The organism is uncultured Limimaricola sp., from assembly GCF_964022235.1.
Lineage (GTDB): Bacteria > Pseudomonadota > Alphaproteobacteria > Rhodobacterales > Rhodobacteraceae > Limimaricola.
The window spans coordinates 1-19,439 of record NZ_CAXHZL010000020.1; the positions used below are offsets into that span (position 1 = coordinate 1).

The window sequence follows — 19,439 nt, forward strand, 5'->3', positions numbered from 1 at the left end:
TCTATCTCGTCTCGATCCTGTTCATCATCTTCGACCTCGAGGTCGCCTTCCTGTTTCCGTGGGCCGTGGCCTTCGGCGAAGTGTCGATGATGGCTTTCTGGTCGATGATGGTGTTCCTCGGCGTGCTGACCATCGGCTTCGCCTACGAATGGAAGAAGGGGGCTCTCGAATGGGAGTGATGACCGGCGCCAACACGGCCGGGGCCGACCGCGAGGTCGCCACGCAAAACCTCAACCGCGAGCTGACCGACAAGGGCTTCCTCGTCACCTCGACCGCGGACATGATCAACTGGGCGCGCACCGGCTCGCTGCACTGGATGACCTTCGGTCTCGCCTGCTGCGCCGTCGAGATGATGCACACCTCGATGCCGCGCTACGATCTTGAGCGGTTCGGCACGGCGCCGCGCGCCTCTCCGCGCCAGTCGGACCTGATGATCGTCGCGGGCACCTTGACCAACAAGATGGCCCCGGCGCTGCGCAAGGTTTACGACCAGATGCCCGAGCCGCGCTACGTGATCTCGATGGGGTCCTGCGCCAACGGCGGTGGCTACTACCACTACAGCTATTCGGTGGTGCGCGGCTGCGATCGGATCGTGCCCGTGGACGTCTATGTCCCCGGCTGCCCGCCGACGGCCGAGGCGCTGCTCTACGGAATCCTTCAGCTTCAGCGCAAGATCCGCCGCACCGGCACGATCGTCCGCTGAGACCCCGCCGGCGCGACCACGCGCCGGCCAAGACCAATTTTTCGGGGGAATCGCCATGAGCGAGGCACTGAACGACCTGGGCGCGCATCTCGAAGCCAAGCGCCCCGACTGCGTGACCGGCTGGGCCGTCGCCTTCGGCGAGCTCACCGTCACCGTGACGCCCGAGGCGATCCCCGGTTTCGTTGAGCTTCTCAAGACCGATCCGACCTGCCGCTTCTCCTCGCTCGTGGACATCACGGCGGTGGACTATCCGGGCCGCGAGAAGCGCTTCGACGTGGTCTATCACTTCCTGTCGATGTACCAAAACCAGCGCATTCGCCTGCGCGCCGAGGTCCGCGAGGATGAGATGGTGCCCTCGATCATCGAGATCCACCCCTCGTCCAACTGGTTCGAGCGCGAGGTGTTCGATATGTTCGGCATCCTGTTCTCGGGCCACCCGGACCTGCGCCGCATTCTTACCGACTACGGCTTCCGCGGCTTCCCGCTGCGCAAGGATTTCCCGACCACGGGCTATACCGAAGTGCGCTACGACGAAGTGCAAAAGCGGGTGGTCTACGAGCCGGTGAAGCTGGTGCAGGAATACCGGCAGTTCGACTTCATGAGCCCTTGGGAAGGGGCGCAATACGTGCTTCCGGGCGACGACAAGGCCGCCGATACCGGCGCGAAGGGGTAAGTCATGGACGGCTCGACCATCAACGCCAAGGGCTTCGAGGACATGAAGACCGGCGAGCAGAAGATCCGCAACTTCAACATCAACTTCGGGCCCCAGCACCCGGCGGCGCACGGCGTGCTGCGCCTTGTGCTCGAGCTCGACGGCGAGATCGTCGAGCGCTGCGATCCGCATATCGGCTTGCTGCATCGCGGCACCGAAAAGCTGATGGAAAGCCGCACCTACCTGCAGAACCTGCCGTATTTCGACCGCCTCGATTATGTGGCGCCGATGAACCAGGAACACGCCTGGTGTCTGGCGATCGAGCGTCTGACAGGCACGCCGGTACCACGCCGGGCCTCGCTCATCCGCGTGCTCTATTCCGAGATCGGCCGCATCCTGTCGCATCTTCTCAACGTCACCACGCAGGCGATGGACGTGGGTGCGCTCACTCCGCCGCTGTGGGGCTTCGAAGAGCGCGAGAAGCTCATGGTGTTCTATGAGCGGGCTTGTGGCGCGCGTCTGCACGCGGCCTATTTCCGGCCCGGCGGGGTCCATCAGGACCTGCCACCCGAGCTGATCGAGGATATCGACGCCTGGGCCGTAGAGTTTCCCAAGCTGCTCAACGACATCGACGGGCTGCTGACCGAAAACCGCATCTTCAAGCAGCGTAATGCCGACATCGGCGTAATCTCTGAAGCCGAGATTCAGGACTGGGGCTTTTCGGGCGTCATGGTGCGCGGCTCCGGTCTCGCTTGGGACCTGCGCCGCGCGCAGCCCTACGAATGCTATGACGAGTTCGAGTTCCAGATCCCTGTCGGCAAGAACGGCGACTGCTATGATCGCTACCTCGTGCGCATGGCCGAGATGCGCGAGAGCACCTCGATCATCCGTCAGGCCTGCGAAAAGCTGCGTCACGAAAAGGGCGACGTGCTGTCGCGCGGCAAGGTCACGCCGCCGTCGCGCGGCGACATGAAGACTTCGATGGAAGCGCTGATCCACCACTTCAAGCTCTACACCGAGGGCTTCCACGTGCCCGCGGGTGAGGTCTATGCCGCCGTCGAGGCCCCCAAGGGCGAATTCGGCGTCTACCTCGTCGCCGACGGCTCCAACAAACCCTACCGCGCCAAGCTGCGCGCGCCGGGTTACCTGCACCTGCAGGCGATGGATCACGTGGCCACCGGACACCAGCTTGCGGATGTGGCGGCAATCATCGGCACGATGGACATCGTGTTCGGCGAGGTCGACCGCTGAGGCGGGCAATCGAGACAACAGGTCGGTGCTGCGTGCCCCGGTCACACACAAGGCGGGAACGATCCAGATGACGGCGATGCGGATGACGATGGCTCTGGTGGCGCTCGGCGCGCTCGGGGCCTGCACGGCGGGCGCGCAGATCGGTACGCTTGGCGCCCAAGGCAGCATGGGCAGCGTCGCCCCGGCTGCCGCCGCGCGGGCACAACTCGCCCCCGCCGACCGGCTCGTCGCCGCGATCGAGGCACAGGGATGCGCGATCACCGCCGACAATGTGGCGCAGGTGCTGCTCAAGGCCAATCTGACCCAGCAGCAGCTTCTGGAGCTTGGTCCCCAGTTGACCGCCCAAGGCCGCGCCGAGGTCACCGATGACGGCACCATCCGGGTGCTGACACAGAACTGCATCTGAGGGCCGCGGCCCTTCTGACATGACACGCGCCGCCCTCCAGGGAGGCGCCCAGAACACCGGATCGAGCGAATGCTGCGCAGACTTCACCCCGACCAGCCCGAGAGCTTCGCCTTCACCCCGGCCAACCAGGCCTGGGCCGAGGCGCAGATCACGAAGTACCCCGAGGGGCGTCAGGCCAGCGCCATCATCCCGCTGCTGTGGCGCGCCCAGGAGCAGGAAGGCTGGCTTTCGCGTCCCGCGATCGAGGAAGTCGCGCGGATGCTCGACCTCGCCTATATCCGGGCGCTTGAGGTCGCGACCTTCTACTTCATGTTCCAGCTGCAGCCGGTGGGCTCGGTCGCGCATATCCAGGTCTGCGGCACGTTGTCGTGCATGCTCTGCGGCTCCGAGGATCTGATGAAGGTCTGTCAGGACAAGATCGCCAAGAAGCCGCATGATCTTTCGGCGGATGGCAAGTTCTCGTGGGAAGAGGTCGAGTGTCTCGGTGCCTGCGCCAACGCGCCCATGGCCCAGATCGGCAAGGATTATTACGAGGACCTGACCACCGAGCGCCTGTCGGAGATCATCGACGAGATGGCCGCCGGGCGGGTGCCGACACCGGGCCCGCAGAACGGCCGCTACGCCGCCGAGCCGATCGACAACCTGACCTCGCTGACCGAAGGCGCCGAGAACCGCAACCCGCACAACGCCGCCGTGGCGCTGGCGCTGGAGATCGGCGACACCATCAAGCGGATTGACGGCACCGAAGTGCCGCTGACCACGCCGTGGCAACGTCAGAACGACCACGTGGCCGAGGGCAAGGCCGACCCGGAGGAGCCCACCCCCGCCAAGGGCCGCAGCGCCGACGCCTCGGGCGTGACCGAGCAGGAGGCCCCGGCCTCGAGCGCGGCGAAGCCCGTCTCGGCAGATTTCCCCGCCGACGAACCCCAAGACGCGACCGCCGGCAACGAGGCCCCCGAAGGCGGCAAGCCGGTAGCGCCTGCGACGGATACGGACGAAAGCACCAAGGGCAGGACCGGTACCGCCGATCCGGTGGCACCGGGCGGCATCTACAATGCCCCCAAAACCCAGGAACCGGGCGGCACCGCCGAGAGCGGCAAGACCCCGAAGAAGCCGACCGACACGTGATGACGCGCGCGGCCCCGGCAGGCGCGCAGAGGATGCGTGGACCGGTCCGGTCCGCGCATCCGTTTGATTCGGTGGCGATCCGTCCTAAGAATGAGGGCAGGGCGCATTGCCCCGGCCATTCGGAGGACACGGCATGAACGGCATCGGCGGAAATTGTCGGATGATGAGCATCGGCGGCTCGGTCCTCGGTGGGATCGTGCTGTGGATCCTGTTGGCGCTCGGAGAGCGCGGTTGGTTCTCGTCATTGCTGATCGCGGCGCTGCTCGCCGGGGCTACGGCGCTGCTGCTCTTGGCGCTGGTGTGCCGCGACGAGGTAGATGTGGAAGAGACCGTCCCGGCGGCCCCCGCAAAAGCCGAACCGAAGCTAGAGCAGACCGCTTCGGTCAAACCGACCGACACGCCCGAGCCTGATCCCGCGACTTCTCTGGCCGATACCGGGGGCCGCGATGCCGGTAGCCAGCCTTCGAAAGCTGAGGCCGAGACGAGCGACGCCGAACGGATCAACGACACGGCCGTGCTGGGTGGCAACGGCGATACCGGTGGTGCCGACACCGATCCTGATGCCGCTGACGACGATCTCGGCGAAGAGGTCGCGCGGACTCAGGCGCTCGACCGGACCGTGACGCGCGACGAGACCTTGTCGCCCGACATGCCCGATGGCGTGGCCGCCGATCTTCGCGAAAAGCCGGCGCTTCTCGACGCGCCACGCGGCGAGGCAGATGATCTCAAGCGGCTGCGCGGCGTGGGGCCGAAGCTCGAAGAGCAGCTCAACCGACTTGGCGTCTGGCACCTGTCGCAGATCGCGGCCTGGAGCGATGGCGAGGCGGCCTGGATCGACGACCATCTCGAAGGCTTCAAGGGGCGCGTCTTGCGCGACGACTGGATCGGTCAGGCCAAAGAGTTGACGGATACGGTATGAGCGGGGCTGCGGGGCGCAGAGCGGCGCTTGTGCTCGCCGGGACGGGCGTGTTCTGGGTGATCGCGGTATTTGCGGGCAATGCGCTCGACCTGCCGATGCGCTGGCGTGGATTGTTCGACCTGATGGCCCTTGCCGGGTTCGTCATGGGATTGTGGATGACATATCAAACCTGGCGCGCGCGCCAGGACGACGAAAGGTGAGCCGATGCTCAAGGATCAGGACCGCATTTTCACCAACATCTACGGGATGCACGACCGCTCGCTGAAGGGCGCGCAGTCCCGTGGCCATTGGGACGGCACCGGCGACATCATCAAGAAGGGGCGCGACTGGATCGTCGAGCAGATGAAGGCCTCCGGTCTTCGCGGCCGTGGCGGCGCGGGCTTCCCGACCGGCCTGAAGTGGTCCTTCATGCCCAAGGAAAGCGACGGTCGCCCCTCCTACCTCGTCGTCAACGCCGACGAATCCGAGCCGGGTACCTGCAAGGACCGGGAGATCATGCGCCACGATCCGCACACGCTGATCGAAGGTTGCCTGATCGCGTCGTTTGCGATGAACGCGCATGCGAGCTACATCTACCTGCGCGGCGAATACATCCGCGAGCGCGAGGCGCTGCAGCAGGCGATCGACGAGTGCTATGACGCGGGCCTGCTGGGCCGCAATGCCGCCGGTTCCGGCTGGGATTTCGATCTCTACCTGCACCACGGCGCGGGCGCCTACATCTGCGGCGAAGAAACCGCGCTGCTGGAATCGCTCGAAGGCAAGAAGGGTATGCCCCGGATGAAGCCGCCATTCCCGGCGGGCGCCGGTCTCTATGGCTGCCCGACGACGGTGAACAACGTCGAATCCATCGCCGTCGCACCGACCATCCTGCGTCGCGGCCCAGAGTGGTTCGCCGGGTTCGGCCGTCCGAACAACACCGGCACCAAGCTGTTCGCGATTTCGGGCCATGTGAACAAGCCCTGCGTCGTCGAGGAGGAGATGTCGATCTCGTTCAAGGAGCTGATCGACAAGCATTGCGGCGGCATCCGCGGCGGCTGGAAGAACCTCAAGGCGGTGATTCCGGGCGGTTCTTCGGTGCCCTGCCTGCGCGCCGAGACCATGGAAGACGCGATCATGGACTTCGATTGGCTGCGCGAGCAGCGGTCGGGGCTGGGCACGGCCGCGGTCATCGTCATGGACCAGTCGACCGACATGGTGAAGGCGATCTGGCGTCTGTCCAAGTTCTATAAGCATGAGAGCTGCGGCCAGTGCACGCCGTGTCGCGAAGGCACCGGCTGGATGATGCGAGTGCTCGAGCGGATGGTGCGCGGAGACGCGGCGATCGAGGAGATCGAGATGCTGCTCGACGTGACCAAGCAGGTCGAGGGGCATACGATCTGTGCGCTTGGCGATGCGGCGGCCTGGCCGATCCAGGGCCTGATCCGCAACTTCCGCGATGAGATCGAAGATCGCATCAAGGGACGTGGCGTGGCTGCGACCATCGCCGCACAGTGAACGACCGCGGCGACCATCGCCGCGCGTTGACCTGGCGCGACCAGGCGCTGAAAAACTTCGGCGTCTGGCTCGCGGTCTACCCCTCGGTGCTGCTGTTCAGCTACGGGTTCGAGTGGCTCGATATCGACGTGCCACTCTGGCTCGAGATCCTGATTTCCACAGCGATCACCGTGCCGCTCATTTCCCATATCGCGGTGCCAATGGTCGAAAAGCGCCTCGCTCATGCCAAGGGCGAAAGCCCTGCCGAACTGATGCACCAAGAGGCCGATCAGGCCGAGGGCGGACGCGACGGCTAGGCGAAACGCCCGAGCGGTGCCACTCTGCGGAGGATTGTCGCAGGGGAGGCCGCCCATGACCCGACATCTCGCGCAGGTCAATATCGGAAGGTTGCGGGCCGAACCCGGCAGCCCGGAAGTGGCCGATTTCATCGACGCGCTCGACCGCATCAATGGCATCGGCAAGCGGATGCCCGGTTTCGTATGGATGATGGAAGGCTCTGGCGCTCCGGGCATCGGCAATACCGACACCTGCATCGGCGGCGATCCTCGCTTCGTGTCGAACCTGACGGTCTGGGAGTCAGTCAGTTCGCTGGAGACTTTCGTGTGGACCACACTGCACCGGCAATTCTATGCGCGCCGCGCGGAATGGTTCGAGGTGCTGGATGGCCTGCACTTCGCGATGTGGTGGATCGAGCCCGGCCACCGACCGACGCTCGATGAGGGTCTGGCGCGTCTTGCGCATCTCAAGACCCACGGCGACAGCGATCACGCCTTTGGCTGGCGTCATCTGATGGAAGCCCGGCTGTGGCGCGAGAAGGGTTGCCGTGGCTCGGCCGACTAGCGGGGTTTCGCCCAAGGCCGCGGCCTCGCCTCCATGTGATATTGAATATCCGCCTTTCGGGGACAAGGTCTTGGCCAGAAGCACCGGCGGCGGAAACGAGCAGTCCTCCGAACCGGTCCGATAGGAGAGACCACTCATGACCAAGTCCCATTTCGCGCGCACTGCCGCGCTGATCCTCGGGTTCACCATCGCCGCCGGGGCTACCGCGGCGCTGCCCGCGCTGCGCGACAACGCCAAGATCCGCGACGGGCTGATCTCGACCGCGATCGCCTATGAAATCGGTCGCAAGTGCGACAGCATCGACTCGCGCTGGCTGACCGGTATCGGCTATCTCAATTCGCTGCGCAGCCATGCGTTGGAGATGGGCTATACCCGCGCGCAGATCAGCGCCTTCATCGACGACAAGGCCGAGAAGAAGAAGCTCGAGGCCGAAGCCCGCACGCTCTTGCGCGACAAGGGCGGCGTCGAGGGCGAGTGGGAGACCTATTGCGAGGTTGGCCGCAAGGAGATGGCCGCCGGCAGCCGGATCGGCACTTTGCTTCAGTAAGCGGATAAAACGGGGGCTGCGCGCGCGTGCCGCAGCCCCGGACGGCCCGGCCCGCGGAAATTTCCCCGATCCGGCGCGAGGATGCGTCTGGCATCACCGGGCGAGCCGCGCTAGAACCCCCCTCGATCGCAGCCTCCACAGGGGGGCATGCGTCCGACGCGAGGAAAGGGGCGGCCTGCCATGTCCGATTTGCGCAAAGTCAGCATCGACGGAAAGGTCATCGAAGTGCCGGGGGCGATGACGCTCATCCAGGCCTGCGAGACCGCGGGGATCGAAATCCCCCGTTTCTGCTATCATGAGAGGCTGACCATCGCGGGCAACTGCCGCATGTGCCTCGTCGAGGTCGTGGGCGGTCCGCCCAAGCCCGCCGCTTCCTGCGCCATGCAGGTCAAGGATTTGCGGCCCGGGCCCGAAGGCGCACCGCCGCAGGTCAAGACCAACTCGCCCATGGTCAAGAAGGCCCGCGAGGGGGTGATGGAGTTCCTGCTCATCAACCATCCGCTCGATTGCCCGATTTGCGACCAGGGCGGCGAATGCGACCTGCAGGATCAGGCGATGGCCTACGGCGTCGACTTCTCGCGCTTCCGCGAGCCCAAGCGCGCCACCGAGGATCTCGATCTCGGCCCGCTGGTCGAGACGCACATGACGCGCTGCATCTCCTGCACCCGTTGCGTGCGTTTCACCACCGAAGTGGCGGGTATCTCTCAGATGGGCCAGACCGGGCGCGGCGAAGATGCGGAGATCACCTCCTATCTCGGCCAGACGCTCGATTCGAACCTGCAGGGCAACATCATCGACCTGTGCCCGGTGGGCGCGCTGGTCTCCAAGCCCTATGCCTTCAACGCCCGTCCTTGGGAGTTGACCAAGACCGAGACCATCGACGTGATGGACGCGCTCGGCTCTTCGATCCGGGTCGACACCAAGGGCCGCAAGGTCATGCGCATCCTGCCGCGCAACCATGATGGCGTGAACGAGGAGTGGCTGTCCGACAAGGCCCGCTTCGTGTGGGATGGTCTGTCGCGCCAGCGGCTCGATAGCCCCTATATCCGCGAGAATGGCAAGCTGCGCCGCGCCGAGTGGCCCGAGGCGCTCGCCGCCGCCGCCGCCGCCATGAAGGGCCGCAAGACCGTCGGTCTCGTGGGCGATCTTGCCCCGACCGAAGCAGCCTTCGCGCTCAAGCAGCTGATCGAAGGTCAGGGCGGCGTCGTCGAATGCCGCACCGACGGGGCCAAGCTGCCCGCCGGCAACCGTTCGGCCTATGTCGGCACGGCGCGGATCGAGGATCTCGATACCGCCCGTCACATCATGCTGATCGGCACCAATCCCGCTGTCGAAGCGCCGGTGCTCAACGCCCGCATCCGCAAGGCATGGCTTGCCGGGGCGAATGTCGGTCTGGTCGGCGAGCCCGTCGACCTGACCTATGAATACAGCCACATCGGCACCGGCCGCGCGCCGCTGGCGCAGACCATCGAACACAAGTTCACCCGCATTCTCGACGAAGACTCGGTCGTGATCGTGGGGCAGGGCGCGCTGACCGGCGCCGATGGCGAGGCGGTTCTGTCTTACGCCATGGAGCTGGCGACGCGCACCAAGAGCAAGTTCCTCGTGCTGCATTCGGCCGCGAGCCGGGTCGGCGCGATGGATGTCGGTGCGGTGTCCGAGGCCGGCATCGAAGCCGCGCTCGAGAGCGCCGAGGTCGTCTACAACATGGGGGCCGACGAGGTTGCCCTGCCGTCGGGGGCCTTCGTGATCTATCAGGGCAGCCACGGCGACCGGGGCGCGCATCGCGCGGACCTGATCCTGCCGGCGGCGGTCTGGGTCGAGGAGCAGGGCCTCTTCGTGAACACCGAGGGCCGACCGCAACTGGCGCAGCGGGCCGGTTTCGCCCCGGGGCAGGCCAAGGAAAACTGGGCTATCCTGCGCGCGCTGTCGGCCGAGTTGGACGCGGTGCAGCCATGGAACAGCCTTGCGCAGCTGCGTCAGGCCATGGTGGCGGCACATCCGCATCTGGCCCGCATCGACGAGGTGGCCGAGAACGATTGGCAGCCGCTGGCGCTGGGGTCGATGGACGAGAGCTTGGGCGATTTCCAGAGCATCGTCGCCGAGCACTACCTCACCAACCCCGTCGCCCGCGCCAGCGAGTTGATGGGCGAGCTTGCGGGCAAGGCCCGTGCGCGTCGGCAGCAAAAGATCGCGGCCGAGTGAGGATGCGCGCCGCCTTCCTTTGGTCCCTGACGGCCCTCGTGGCCGGTTGCGCCGAGGTGGATGCCTCGGCGGGGCGGGGCGAGGCGGGCGCGCCCAAGCACGATGGCGTCGAGACGCGTCTGCTCGACGGGGACCTCGTGAATTTTCACGTCGCGATGAGCGGCGGCGCCAAGGCCGAGGACGTGATCGCCTATGCCGAGTGTGCGGCGGCGCAATATGCGTTGATCCGCGGCTTCGGATTTGCGCGCCACATCCGCACGCAACTCGATGAATCGGCTGGAAACTGGCGCGCCGATGCTGTTTACACCATCTCGCCGGCCCTGCCTGAAGGGCTACGCACGATCGATGCCGAAGTCACCGTCCAGAACTGCGGTCTGAACGGCATCCCGACGGTCTGAGGGAAGCACCATGGTCGAATTCTTCACCGAAACCAGCCTCGGGCAAGTGCTGCTGATCCTCGGGCAATCGCTCCTGCTGATCGTGCCGCTGCTCGTGGCCCTCGCGTTCCTGCTGCTGGTCGACCGCAAGGTCTGGGCCGCCGTGCAGATGCGTCGCGGACCCAACGTTGTCGGGCCTTTCGGCTTGATGCAGAGCTTTGCCGACTTTCTGAAGTACATCGTCAAGGAAGTGATCGTCCCCGCCGGGGCCGACCGGCCGGTGTTCTTCCTCGCGCCGATGATCTCCTTCGTCATGGCGGTTGTGGCCTGGGCCGTGATCCCCTTCGCCGACGGCTGGGTGCTGGCTGATCTCAACGTGGCCATCCTTTACGTCTTCGCCGTCTCCTCGCTCGAGGTCTACGGCGTGATCATGGGCGGATGGGCCTCGAACTCCAAGTATCCGTTCCTCGGCTCGCTGCGCTCGGCCGCGCAGATGATCTCCTACGAGGTTTCTCTCGGCCTGATCATCATCGGCATCGTCATCTCGACCGGCAGCATGAACTTCGGGTCGATCGTTGCGGCGCAGGACGGCGATTTCGGGCTGCTGAACTGGTACTGGATCCCGCATTTTCCGATGCTGTTCCTGTTCCTGATCTCGGCCATGGCAGAGACCAACCGCCCGCCCTTCGACCTTCCGGAGGCCGAATCCGAGCTCGTCGCCGGTTATCAGGTCGAATATTCCTCGACGCCGTTCCTGCTGTTCATGATCGGTGAATACGTGGCCATCGTGCTGATGTGCGCTCTGGTGTCGCTGATGTTCTTCGGCGGCTGGCTGTCGCCCATTCCCGGCCTGCCCGACGGCGTGCTGTGGATGGCTCTCAAGATGGTCTTCGTCTTCTTCATCTTCGCGATGGTGAAGGCGATCACCCCGCGCTACCGCTACGACCAGCTGATGCGGCTGGGCTGGAAGGTGTTCCTGCCGATGTCGCTCGCTTGGGTCGTGATCGTGGCCTTCCTCGCGAAATTCGAGGTCCTGGGCGGGTTCTGGGCCCGCTGGACCCTGGGAGTCTGAGCATGACGCAGATCGACTACACCCGCGCCGCCAAGTATTTCCTGCTGCAGGATTTCGCCAAGGGCATGAAGCTGGGGCTGAAGTATTTCTTCGCCCCCAAGGCCACGGTGAACTACCCGCACGAGAAGGGGCCTCTGTCGCCGCGTTTCCGGGGCGAGCACGCGCTGCGTCGCTACCCTTCGGGCGAAGAGCGCTGCATAGCTTGCAAGCTGTGCGAAGCGGTCTGCCCCGCGCAGGCGATCACTATCGACGCCGAACCGCGCGAGGACGGCTCGCGCCGCACCACGCGCTACGACATCGACATGACGAAATGCATCTACTGTGGTTTCTGTCAGGAAGCCTGCCCGGTGGATGCGATCGTCGAAGGGCCGAACTTCGAGTACTCGACCGAGACGCGTGAGGAGCTCTACTACGACAAGGACAAGCTGCTGGCGAACGGCGACCGTTGGGAAGCCGAGATCGCCCGCAACCTCGAGCTCGACGCGCCGTATCGCTGAACAGGATAGGGCCATGACCGATCAGAATCCCTTCGCGCAGATGATGAAGATGGGCCAGGACTGGGCCCAGAAGATGAATCCCGCGCTAGAGAGCTTCACGCCGAAGGGCTTCGAGCAGCTCTGGCCGACGATGCCCAAGGACATGATGGAAGCGTTCATGGGACGCACCCTCAACCCCGAAGGCCTCGACGCGAAGACGCGGCTGCTGCTGACGCTGACCGGTCTGACCATCCTCGGCGCACAGGCCGAATCCCAAGTCCGTCTGACCGTGCGTCATGCACGAGAGGCGGGCGCCACGAAACAGGAGATCGCCGAGACAATCGCCCAGGCGGGCATGTTCGGCGGCGTGCCCGCGATGACCAAGGCGATGGAACTTGCCACCGAAGCCATGGACGAGGACACCGGAAAGGACACCGCACGATGACCGCCGCCGCCATCATCTTCTACCTCTTCGCGATTTCGACCGTGGTGGGCGGTCTGTTCACCGTCGTCGCGCGCAATCCAGTGCACTCGGTGCTCTGGCTGATCCTCGCCTTTCTGAGTTCGGCGGGGCTGTTCGTTCTGGTCGGCGCCGAATTCGTGGCGCTGCTCCTGGTCATCGTCTATGTCGGCGCCGTCGCGGTGCTGTTCCTCTTCGTGGTGATGATGCTCGACATCGATTTCGCCGAGCTCAAGGCGGAGATGGCCAAGTACATGCCGCTGGCGCTGTTGATCGGCGTGGTCCTGTTGATGCAGCTGGCACTCGCATTCGGCGTCTGGGATTACTCCGAGGGCTATGACGAACGGCTCGCGGCACCCTTCGTCTTCGACATCGAGAACACCCAGCTTCTGGGTCTGCTGATCTACGATCGCTACATCCTGCTGTTCCAGCTTGCCGGCCTCGTGCTGCTGGTGGCGATGATCGGCGCGATCGTGCTGACGATGCGGCACCGCAAGGACGTGAAACGTCAGGACATTCTGGCGCAGATGTATCGCGATCCGGCCAAGGCGCTGGAACTCAAGGACGTGAAGCCCGGCCAGGGCCTCTGATAGACCGCGAACGGGCAAAAGCCCGGAGGGACAATGATGGACGCTTATCTCGCTGAAGCCCCGATAGGGCTCGAACATTATCTCACGGTCGCGGCGGCGCTGTTCGTCATCGGCATCTTCGGGCTGTTCCTGAACCGCAAGAACGTCATCATCATCCTGATGTCGATCGAGCTGATGCTGCTCGCGGTGAACATCAACTTCGTCGCCTTTTCGGCCTATCTGGGCGATCTGGTGGGGCAGGTCTTCACGCTCTTCGTGCTGACCGTCGCGGCCGCGGAGGCCGCGATCGGCCTCGCGATCCTCGTCTGCTTCTTCCGGATCCGCGGCACCATCGACGTCGAAGACGTCAACGTGATGAAAGGCTGAGGCGCTCATGGAAACGATCATCCTCTTCGCGCCGCTCGTTGGCGCATTGATCGCGGGCTTCGGCTGGCGGCTGATCTCGGAGGCGGGCGCGCAGTGGGTCGCGACCTCTCTGGTCGGCCTCGCCTGCCTGCTGTCCTGGATCGTGTTTCTGGGCTTTGACGGCCAGATGGAGCAGATCCAGATCCTGCGCTGGATCGAAAGCGGCAGCCTCGCCACAGACTGGGCGATCCGGCTCGACCGGCTGACCGCCACCATGCTGATCGTGATCACCACGGTCTCGTTCCTCGTGCACCTCTACAGCTTCGGCTACATGGCGCATGACGAGAACTTCCGCCCCGGCGAAAGCTATCGGCCGCGTTTCTTTGCCTATCTGTCGTTCTTCACCTTCGCGATGCTGTCGTTGGTCACCGCCGACAACCTAGTACAGATGTTCTTTGGCTGGGAAGGTGTGGGCGTCGCCTCCTATCTTTTGATCGGCTTCTATTTCCGCAAGCCGAGCGCCAACAACGCCGCGATGAAGGCTTTCATCGTCAACCGCGTCGGCGACTTCGGCTTCGCGCTCGGCATCTTTGCGCTGTTCTTTCTCGCGGATTCGATCAACTTCTCGGACATCTTTGGCGAGGCTCCGGCCATCGCCCGCATGAAGCTCGAGTTCCTCGGAATGGAGTTCCGCGCGGTCGAGATCGTGTCGCTGCTGCTGTTCGTCGGCGCGATGGGCAAGTCGGCGCAGCTGCTGCTGCACACCTGGCTGCCCGACGCGATGGAAGGCCCGACCCCGGTGTCGGCGCTGATCCACGCCGCGACCATGGTGACGGCGGGCGTGTTCCTCGTCTGCCGCATGTCGCCGATCCTCGAATTTGCGCCCGATGCCAAGGCGATCATCGTCTTCATCGGTGCTTCGACCGCGTTCTTTGCCGCGACCGTCGGTCTCGTGCAGAACGACATCAAGCGCGTCATCGCCTATTCGACCTGTTCGCAGCTGGGCTACATGTTCGTGGCCGCGGGCTCGGGCGTCTACTCGGTGGCGATGTTCCACCTCTTCACCCACGCCTTCTTCAAGGCGTTGCTGTTCCTCGGGGCCGGCTCGGTCATCCACGCGATGCACCATGAGCAGGACATGCGGAACTATGGCGGTCTGCGCAAGAAGATCCCCTATACCTACTGGGCGATGATGATCGGCACGCTGGCCATCACCGGCGTCGGCATCCCGCTTACCTCGATCGGCTTCGCAGGCTTCCTGTCCAAGGATGCGATCATCGAGAGCGCCTATGCTGGGGCCACGCCCTATGCCTTTTGGCTCTTGGTGCTCGCCGCCGCGATGACGAGCTTCTATTCGTGGCGCCTGATGTTCATGACCTTCTTCGGCAAGCCGCGCGGCGATCACCACACCCACGACCATGCGCATGAAAGCCCCGGCGTCATGCTGGTGCCTCTGGGCGTGCTGTCGCTCGGTGCGATCTTCGCGGGTATGCTGTGGTACGCACCCTTCTTCGGCGATGAGGCCCGGATGCAGCGCTTCTTCGGGATGCCGGTCACGGTGGCCGAGCACGGCGCGGAAGACGAGGGCCATGGTCCGGTCGACGCGGTTGCCTCTCTGGTCGAAGGCGATCTCGAGCACGCCGCCGAAGCGGTCGTGGCCGAGACCCTGACCGAGGGCGAGCACGCCGACATGGGCGAAGAGGCGCATGTGCCGACCGCCGCCGAAGCAGCTGCCTCGCGGCCGGGAATGGGGGCCATCTACATGGCGCCTGGCAACGACGTGATCGACGAGGCGCACCACGCCCCGGTCTGGGTCAAGGTCAGCCCGTTCATTGCCATGCTGCTGGGCCTGAGCCTTGCTTGGTTGATGTACATCCGTCGGCCCGAACTGCCCGCGGCCCTCGTGCGCAACCAGCGTCCGCTCTACAACTTCCTGCTCAACAAGTGGTACTTCGACGAGCTTTACGACTTCCTGTTCGTGCGTCCGGCCCAGGCCATTGGCCGGTTCCTGTGGACCCGCGGCGACGGCAACGTCATCGACGGCGGCATCAACGGCGTGGCGATGGGCATCGTGCCCTTCTTCACCCGCCTCGCGGGCCGCGCGCAGAACGGATACGTGTTTACCTACGCCTTCGCGATGGTTCTGGGCCTAGCCCTGATCCTGACCTGGATGACCTTGGCCGGGGGGGCCGAATAACAGATGGGCAACCTTCTCTCTCTGACCACCTTCATCCCGCTTCTGGGCGCCGGCATCCTCGCGCTGTTCCTGCGCGGCGATGATCACGCGGCACAGCGCAACGCCAAGTGGGTGGCGCTGGCCACGACCGTCTTCACCTTCGCGGTCTCGCTGTTCATCCTCGCAGGCTTCAAGGCCGACGCGCCGGGCTTCCAGTTCGTTGAAGACCGCCAGTGGCTCCTCGGCATGCGCTACAAGTTGGGCGTCGACGGCATCTCGCTGCTCTTCGTGATGCTCACCACATTCCTGATGCCGCTCGTCATCGCCGCCTGCTGGGACGTGACGCACCGGGTCAAGGAATACATGATCGCTTTCCTGGTGCTCGAGACGCTGATGATCGGCGTGTTCGTGGCGCTGGATCTTGTGCTGTTCTACCTGTTCTTCGAGGCGGGCCTGATCCCGATGTTCCTGATCATCGGCATCTGGGGCGGCAAGAACCGGATCTACGCCTCGTTCAAGTTCTTCCTCTACACCTTCCTTGGCTCGGTGCTGATGCTGGTGGCGATGGTGGCGATGTTCGCGCAGGCTGGCACCACCGACATCCCGACGCTGATGGCCTACAACTTCTCCTCCGCCGATTTCCCGATCCTGGGCGTGCAGATCGTCGGCGGGGTACAGACGCTGCTGTGGTTCGCCTTCTTCGCGTCCTTCGCGGTGAAGATGCCGATGTGGCCGGTCCATACTTGGCTGCCCGATGCACACGTGCAGGCGCCGACCGCCGGTTCGGTCGTCCTCGCCGCGATCCTGCTGAAGATGGGCGGCTACGGCTTCCTGCGGTTCAGCTTGCCGATGTTCCCGGTCGCCTCCGACATCTGGGCACCGCTGGTGCTGTGGCTCTCGGCCATCGCCATCGTCTACACATCGCTCGTGGCGCTGGTGCAAAATGACATCAAGAAGCTGATCGCCTACAGCTCCGTCGCCCACATGGGCTTCGTCACCGCGGGCATCTTCGCGCTGAACCAGCAGGGCCTCGACGGGGCGGTGTTCCAGATGATCAGCCACGGCTTCATCTCGGGCGCGCTCTTCCTTGGTGTCGGTGTCATCTATGACCGCATGCACACCCGCGAGATCGAGGCCTATGGCGGCCTCGTGAACCGGATGCCGGCCTATGCCGCCGTGTTCCTTCTGTTCACCATGGCCAACGTCGGTCTGCCGGGCACATCGGGCTTCGTGGGTGAATTCCTGACGCTGATGGGCATGTTCCAGGCCAACACCTGGGTCGCGGCGATTGCCACCACGGGCGTCATCTTCTCGGCGGCCTATGCGCTGTTCCTCTACCGCAGGGTCGTCATGGGCGACCTGATCAAGGAAAGCCTCAAGTCGATCACCGACATGACCGCCCGCGAGAAATGGATCTTCGCGCCGCTCGTCGTGATGACCCTGCTGCTCGGCGTCTATCCGAGCCTCGTCACCGACATCACCGGCCCGAGCGTCGCCCGTCTCGTGGATCAGGTCGAGGTCGCGGTCGCGGCGCATGGCTCCGAGAATGCCATCGCCTCGGCGACCACCGCGGCCCCGGCACAGCACTAAGGACCAGGACACATGTTCTCACTCGATCTTCAGACCGTCCTGCCCGAGGTGATCCTTGCGGTCTACGCGATGGTCGCCCTCATGGCGGGCGTCTACACCACCAAGGACAAGTCCGCCGGCATCCTGATCTGGGCGACGGCGGCGATGTTCGCCCTCATGGCCTTCCTCATCGCCACCCGCGAGGGCACCGACCCGGCCTTCCTTGGCAGCTTTGTCGACGACGGATTCGCCCGCTTCTCCAAGGTAACGATCCTGCTCTCGGCGGCGATCGTGCTGGTGATGAGCCAGGAATACCTCGCGCGTCGCAACCTGCTGCGCTTCGAATACCCGGTGCTCGTGACCCTCGCCGTGGTGGGCATGATGGTCATGGTTTCGGCCAACGACCTGATGGTGCTCTACATGGGCATCGAGCTGCAGTCGCTCGCCATGTATGTCGTGGCCTCGCTGCGTCGCGATAGCGAGAAGTCGACCGAAGCCGGTCTCAAGTACTTCGTACTGGGCGCGCTGTCGTCGGGCCTGATGCTTTATGGTGCTTCGCTGGTCTACGGCTTTGCCGGCACCACGCAATTCGAGGGCATCTTCCTCGCCACGTCCCTAGACGTGCCGCTTGGCCTGCTGTTCGGCCTCGTCTTCCTAATGGTGGGCTTCGCGTTTAAGGTTTCGGCGGCTCCGTTCCACATGTGGACGCCCGACGTCTACGAAGGTGCGCCGACGCCGGTGACCGCCTTCATGGCGACCGCTCCCAAGATGGCCGCCATCGCGCTCTTCGCTCGGGTCGTCTTCGACGGCTTCGGCGGCATCGTCGGCGATTGGCAGCAGATCATCGCCTTCCTGTCGGTGGTCTCCGTGTTCTGGGGCGGCGTCGCCGCGATCGGCCAGACCAACATCAAGCGCCTGATGGCCTATTCCTCGATCGCCCACATGGGCTTTGCGCTGATGGGTCTTGCCTCGGGCACTGCCTTCGGCGTGCAGGCGATGCTGATCTACATGGCGATCTACGTCACCATGAACATCGGCACCTTCGCCTTCATCCTCTCGATGGAGCGCGATGGCCGCCCGGTGACCGACATCAATTCGCTGCACATGTATTCGCGCTATGCGCCGATGCGGGCGCTGGCGATGCTGGTGCTGCTGTTCAGCCTCGCCGGTGTGCCGCCGATGGTCGGTTTCTTCGGCAAGCTCTACGTGCTGCGCGCGGCCTATGAGGGCGGGCTGACCTGGCTTGCGATCCTCGGCGTGATCGCCTCGGTCATCGGCGCGTTCTACTATCTGCGCATCGTCTACTACATGTACTTCGGCGAGGAGCGCGAGGCGCTCGACACCGGCACCTCTCCGCTGCTGTGGGGTGTGCTCATGGCGTCGGCGGCGATCATGGTCTTTGGCGTGATCAACCTCTTCGGCATCGAGTCGCTGGCTGCGGCCGCGGCGGCGACCCTTGTCAACTGACGCAACCTCCCGCGGGCTCTGGCCCGAGGGGTGGGAGCGGGTCGTGCTCGACACCGTCGACAGCACCATGGCCGAGGCCGCGCGACGCGCGGCCTCTGGTCTTGACGGGCCGACTTGGATCATGGCGCACGAACAGACGGCGGGACGCGGCCGTCGGGGCCGCGACTGGACCAGTGAACGCGGCAACCTCGCCGCGACCCTCGTTTACCGCCCCGAGGCCACGCCAGCCGAGGCCGCGCGCCGCAGCTTCCTTGCCGCCGTGGCGCTGTTCGAGACGCTGGCAATCCACGTCGACCGCACCCGGCTCTCGCTGAAATGGCCCAACGACGTGCTGATGGACGGCGGCAAGGTCGCGGGCATTCTCTTGGAGAGCGCGGGGCAGGGGCCTTACGTCGACTGGCTCTCGATCGGCATCGGCGTGAACCTCGCTGTCCGGCCCAAAGGCGTGCGCGACGCCGCGTTTCCGCCGGTGGCGGTGGCCGACAATGGCGGGCCGCTGATCGATCCCGAGGATTTCCTGACCCATCTCGCCGACGCTTTCGCCACCGAGGAGGGCAAGCTTGACGCCTTCGGCTTTGCGCGTATCCGCGAGGACTGGCTGCGCCATGCCGCCCGGTTGGGCGAAGTCATTACGGCGCGCACGGGGGCCGAGGAGGTCACCGGCGTGTTCGAGACGGTAGATGATGCGGGCAACCTGATGCTTCGCACGCCCAAGGGCCCGCGTGCGATAAGCGCCGCCGACGTGTTTTTCTGAAGGGGGTC

Annotated in this window: 23 protein-coding genes; all 23 read left to right on the plus strand. The window is 64.8% G+C overall.

Going from position 1 to position 19,439, the window contains the following annotated elements:
• Positions 1-179: NADH-quinone oxidoreductase subunit A (gene ndhC, locus AADJ02_RS17820; protein ID WP_341214387.1), on the plus strand; the 179-nt coding region annotated here is incomplete at its 5' end.
• Positions 179-703, plus strand: coding sequence for an NADH-quinone oxidoreductase subunit B (locus tag AADJ02_RS17825; RefSeq protein WP_085894775.1), 525 nt, complete (start codon positions 179-181; stop codon positions 701-703). The genes ndhC and AADJ02_RS17825, both read left to right, overlap by 1 nt.
• Positions 704-758: 55 nt before the next feature.
• On the plus strand, positions 759-1,376 hold the full coding sequence (locus AADJ02_RS17830; protein WP_341214351.1) for an NADH-quinone oxidoreductase subunit C: 618 nt from the start codon (positions 759-761) through the stop codon (positions 1,374-1,376).
• A 3-nt stretch (positions 1,377-1,379) separates the two neighbouring features.
• Complete coding sequence (locus AADJ02_RS17835; RefSeq protein ID WP_341214352.1) at positions 1,380-2,606, plus strand: NADH-quinone oxidoreductase subunit D; 1,227 nt, start codon at positions 1,380-1,382, stop codon at positions 2,604-2,606.
• Between the two features lie 67 nt (positions 2,607-2,673).
• Entirely contained in the window at positions 2,674-3,012 is a 339-nt protein-coding gene (locus tag AADJ02_RS17840; RefSeq protein ID WP_341214353.1) for a hypothetical protein, read from the plus strand.
• 69 nt (positions 3,013-3,081) lie between these two features.
• A complete protein-coding gene (gene nuoE / locus AADJ02_RS17845) occupies positions 3,082-4,140 on the plus strand; it encodes an NADH-quinone oxidoreductase subunit NuoE (protein ID WP_341214354.1) in 1,059 nt (352 codons plus the stop codon).
• 133 nt (positions 4,141-4,273) lie between these two features.
• Positions 4,274-5,059 carry a hypothetical protein gene (locus AADJ02_RS17850; RefSeq protein ID WP_341214355.1) on the plus strand — a complete coding sequence of 262 codons (786 nt, stop codon included), beginning with the start codon at positions 4,274-4,276 and terminating at the stop codon, positions 5,057-5,059.
• Positions 5,056-5,259, plus strand: a complete 204-nt coding sequence (locus AADJ02_RS17855; RefSeq protein WP_341214356.1) for a DUF5337 domain-containing protein — start codon at positions 5,056-5,058, stop codon at positions 5,257-5,259. The genes AADJ02_RS17850 and AADJ02_RS17855 overlap by 4 nt, the downstream gene beginning before the upstream one ends.
• 4 nt (positions 5,260-5,263) lie before the next feature.
• A complete protein-coding gene (gene nuoF / locus AADJ02_RS17860) occupies positions 5,264-6,553 on the plus strand; it encodes an NADH-quinone oxidoreductase subunit NuoF (RefSeq protein ID WP_341214357.1) in 1,290 nt (429 codons plus the stop codon).
• Positions 6,550-6,849: a hypothetical protein gene (locus tag AADJ02_RS17865; protein ID WP_341214358.1), complete on the plus strand. Its 300-nt coding sequence runs from the start codon at positions 6,550-6,552 to the stop codon at positions 6,847-6,849. Before nuoF ends, AADJ02_RS17865 begins: the two co-directional genes overlap by 4 nt.
• 55 nt (positions 6,850-6,904) lie before the next feature.
• Positions 6,905-7,393 carry a DUF3291 domain-containing protein gene (locus tag AADJ02_RS17870; protein WP_341214359.1) on the plus strand — a complete coding sequence of 163 codons (489 nt, stop codon included), beginning with the start codon at positions 6,905-6,907 and terminating at the stop codon, positions 7,391-7,393.
• 136 nt (positions 7,394-7,529) lie between these two features.
• Complete coding sequence (locus tag AADJ02_RS17875; protein WP_341214360.1) at positions 7,530-7,940, plus strand: DUF5333 domain-containing protein; 411 nt, start codon at positions 7,530-7,532, stop codon at positions 7,938-7,940.
• A gap of 180 nt (positions 7,941-8,120) precedes the next feature.
• Positions 8,121-10,145: an NADH-quinone oxidoreductase subunit NuoG gene (nuoG, locus tag AADJ02_RS17880; RefSeq protein ID WP_341214361.1), complete on the plus strand. Its 2,025-nt coding sequence runs from the start codon at positions 8,121-8,123 to the stop codon at positions 10,143-10,145.
• 2 nt (positions 10,146-10,147) lie between these two features.
• Positions 10,148-10,543 carry a hypothetical protein gene (locus AADJ02_RS17885; RefSeq protein ID WP_341214388.1) on the plus strand — a complete coding sequence of 132 codons (396 nt, stop codon included), beginning with the start codon at positions 10,148-10,150 and terminating at the stop codon, positions 10,541-10,543.
• Between the two features lie 10 nt (positions 10,544-10,553).
• Entirely contained in the window at positions 10,554-11,594 is a 1,041-nt protein-coding gene (nuoH, locus tag AADJ02_RS17890) for an NADH-quinone oxidoreductase subunit NuoH (RefSeq protein ID WP_341214362.1), read from the plus strand.
• A gap of 2 nt (positions 11,595-11,596) precedes the next feature.
• Complete coding sequence (gene nuoI / locus AADJ02_RS17895; RefSeq protein ID WP_341214363.1) at positions 11,597-12,091, plus strand: NADH-quinone oxidoreductase subunit NuoI; 495 nt, start codon at positions 11,597-11,599, stop codon at positions 12,089-12,091.
• 13 nt (positions 12,092-12,104) lie between these two features.
• Positions 12,105-12,515: a carboxymuconolactone decarboxylase family protein gene (locus AADJ02_RS17900; RefSeq protein WP_341214364.1), complete on the plus strand. Its 411-nt coding sequence runs from the start codon at positions 12,105-12,107 to the stop codon at positions 12,513-12,515.
• Entirely contained in the window at positions 12,512-13,120 is a 609-nt protein-coding gene (locus tag AADJ02_RS17905; RefSeq protein ID WP_341214365.1) for an NADH-quinone oxidoreductase subunit J, read from the plus strand. Before AADJ02_RS17900 ends, AADJ02_RS17905 begins: the two co-directional genes overlap by 4 nt.
• A 36-nt stretch (positions 13,121-13,156) precedes the next feature.
• Positions 13,157-13,486, plus strand: a complete 330-nt coding sequence (nuoK, locus tag AADJ02_RS17910) for an NADH-quinone oxidoreductase subunit NuoK (protein ID WP_021693273.1) — start codon at positions 13,157-13,159, stop codon at positions 13,484-13,486.
• 7 nt (positions 13,487-13,493) lie between these two features.
• Positions 13,494-15,662, plus strand: a complete 2,169-nt coding sequence (gene nuoL / locus AADJ02_RS17915; RefSeq protein WP_341214366.1) for an NADH-quinone oxidoreductase subunit L — start codon at positions 13,494-13,496, stop codon at positions 15,660-15,662.
• Between the two features lie 3 nt (positions 15,663-15,665).
• Positions 15,666-17,231 carry an NADH-quinone oxidoreductase subunit M gene (locus AADJ02_RS17920; RefSeq protein ID WP_341214367.1) on the plus strand — a complete coding sequence of 522 codons (1,566 nt, stop codon included), beginning with the start codon at positions 15,666-15,668 and terminating at the stop codon, positions 17,229-17,231.
• 12 nt (positions 17,232-17,243) lie between these two features.
• Positions 17,244-18,677 (plus strand): NADH-quinone oxidoreductase subunit NuoN, encoded by a 1,434-nt coding sequence (gene nuoN, locus AADJ02_RS17925; protein ID WP_341214368.1) that lies wholly within the window; start codon positions 17,244-17,246, stop codon positions 18,675-18,677.
• 43 nt (positions 18,678-18,720) lie between these two features.
• Entirely contained in the window at positions 18,721-19,431 is a 711-nt protein-coding gene (locus AADJ02_RS17930; protein ID WP_341214369.1) for a biotin--[acetyl-CoA-carboxylase] ligase, read from the plus strand.
• The last annotated feature ends 8 nt before the right edge of the window (positions 19,432-19,439 follow it).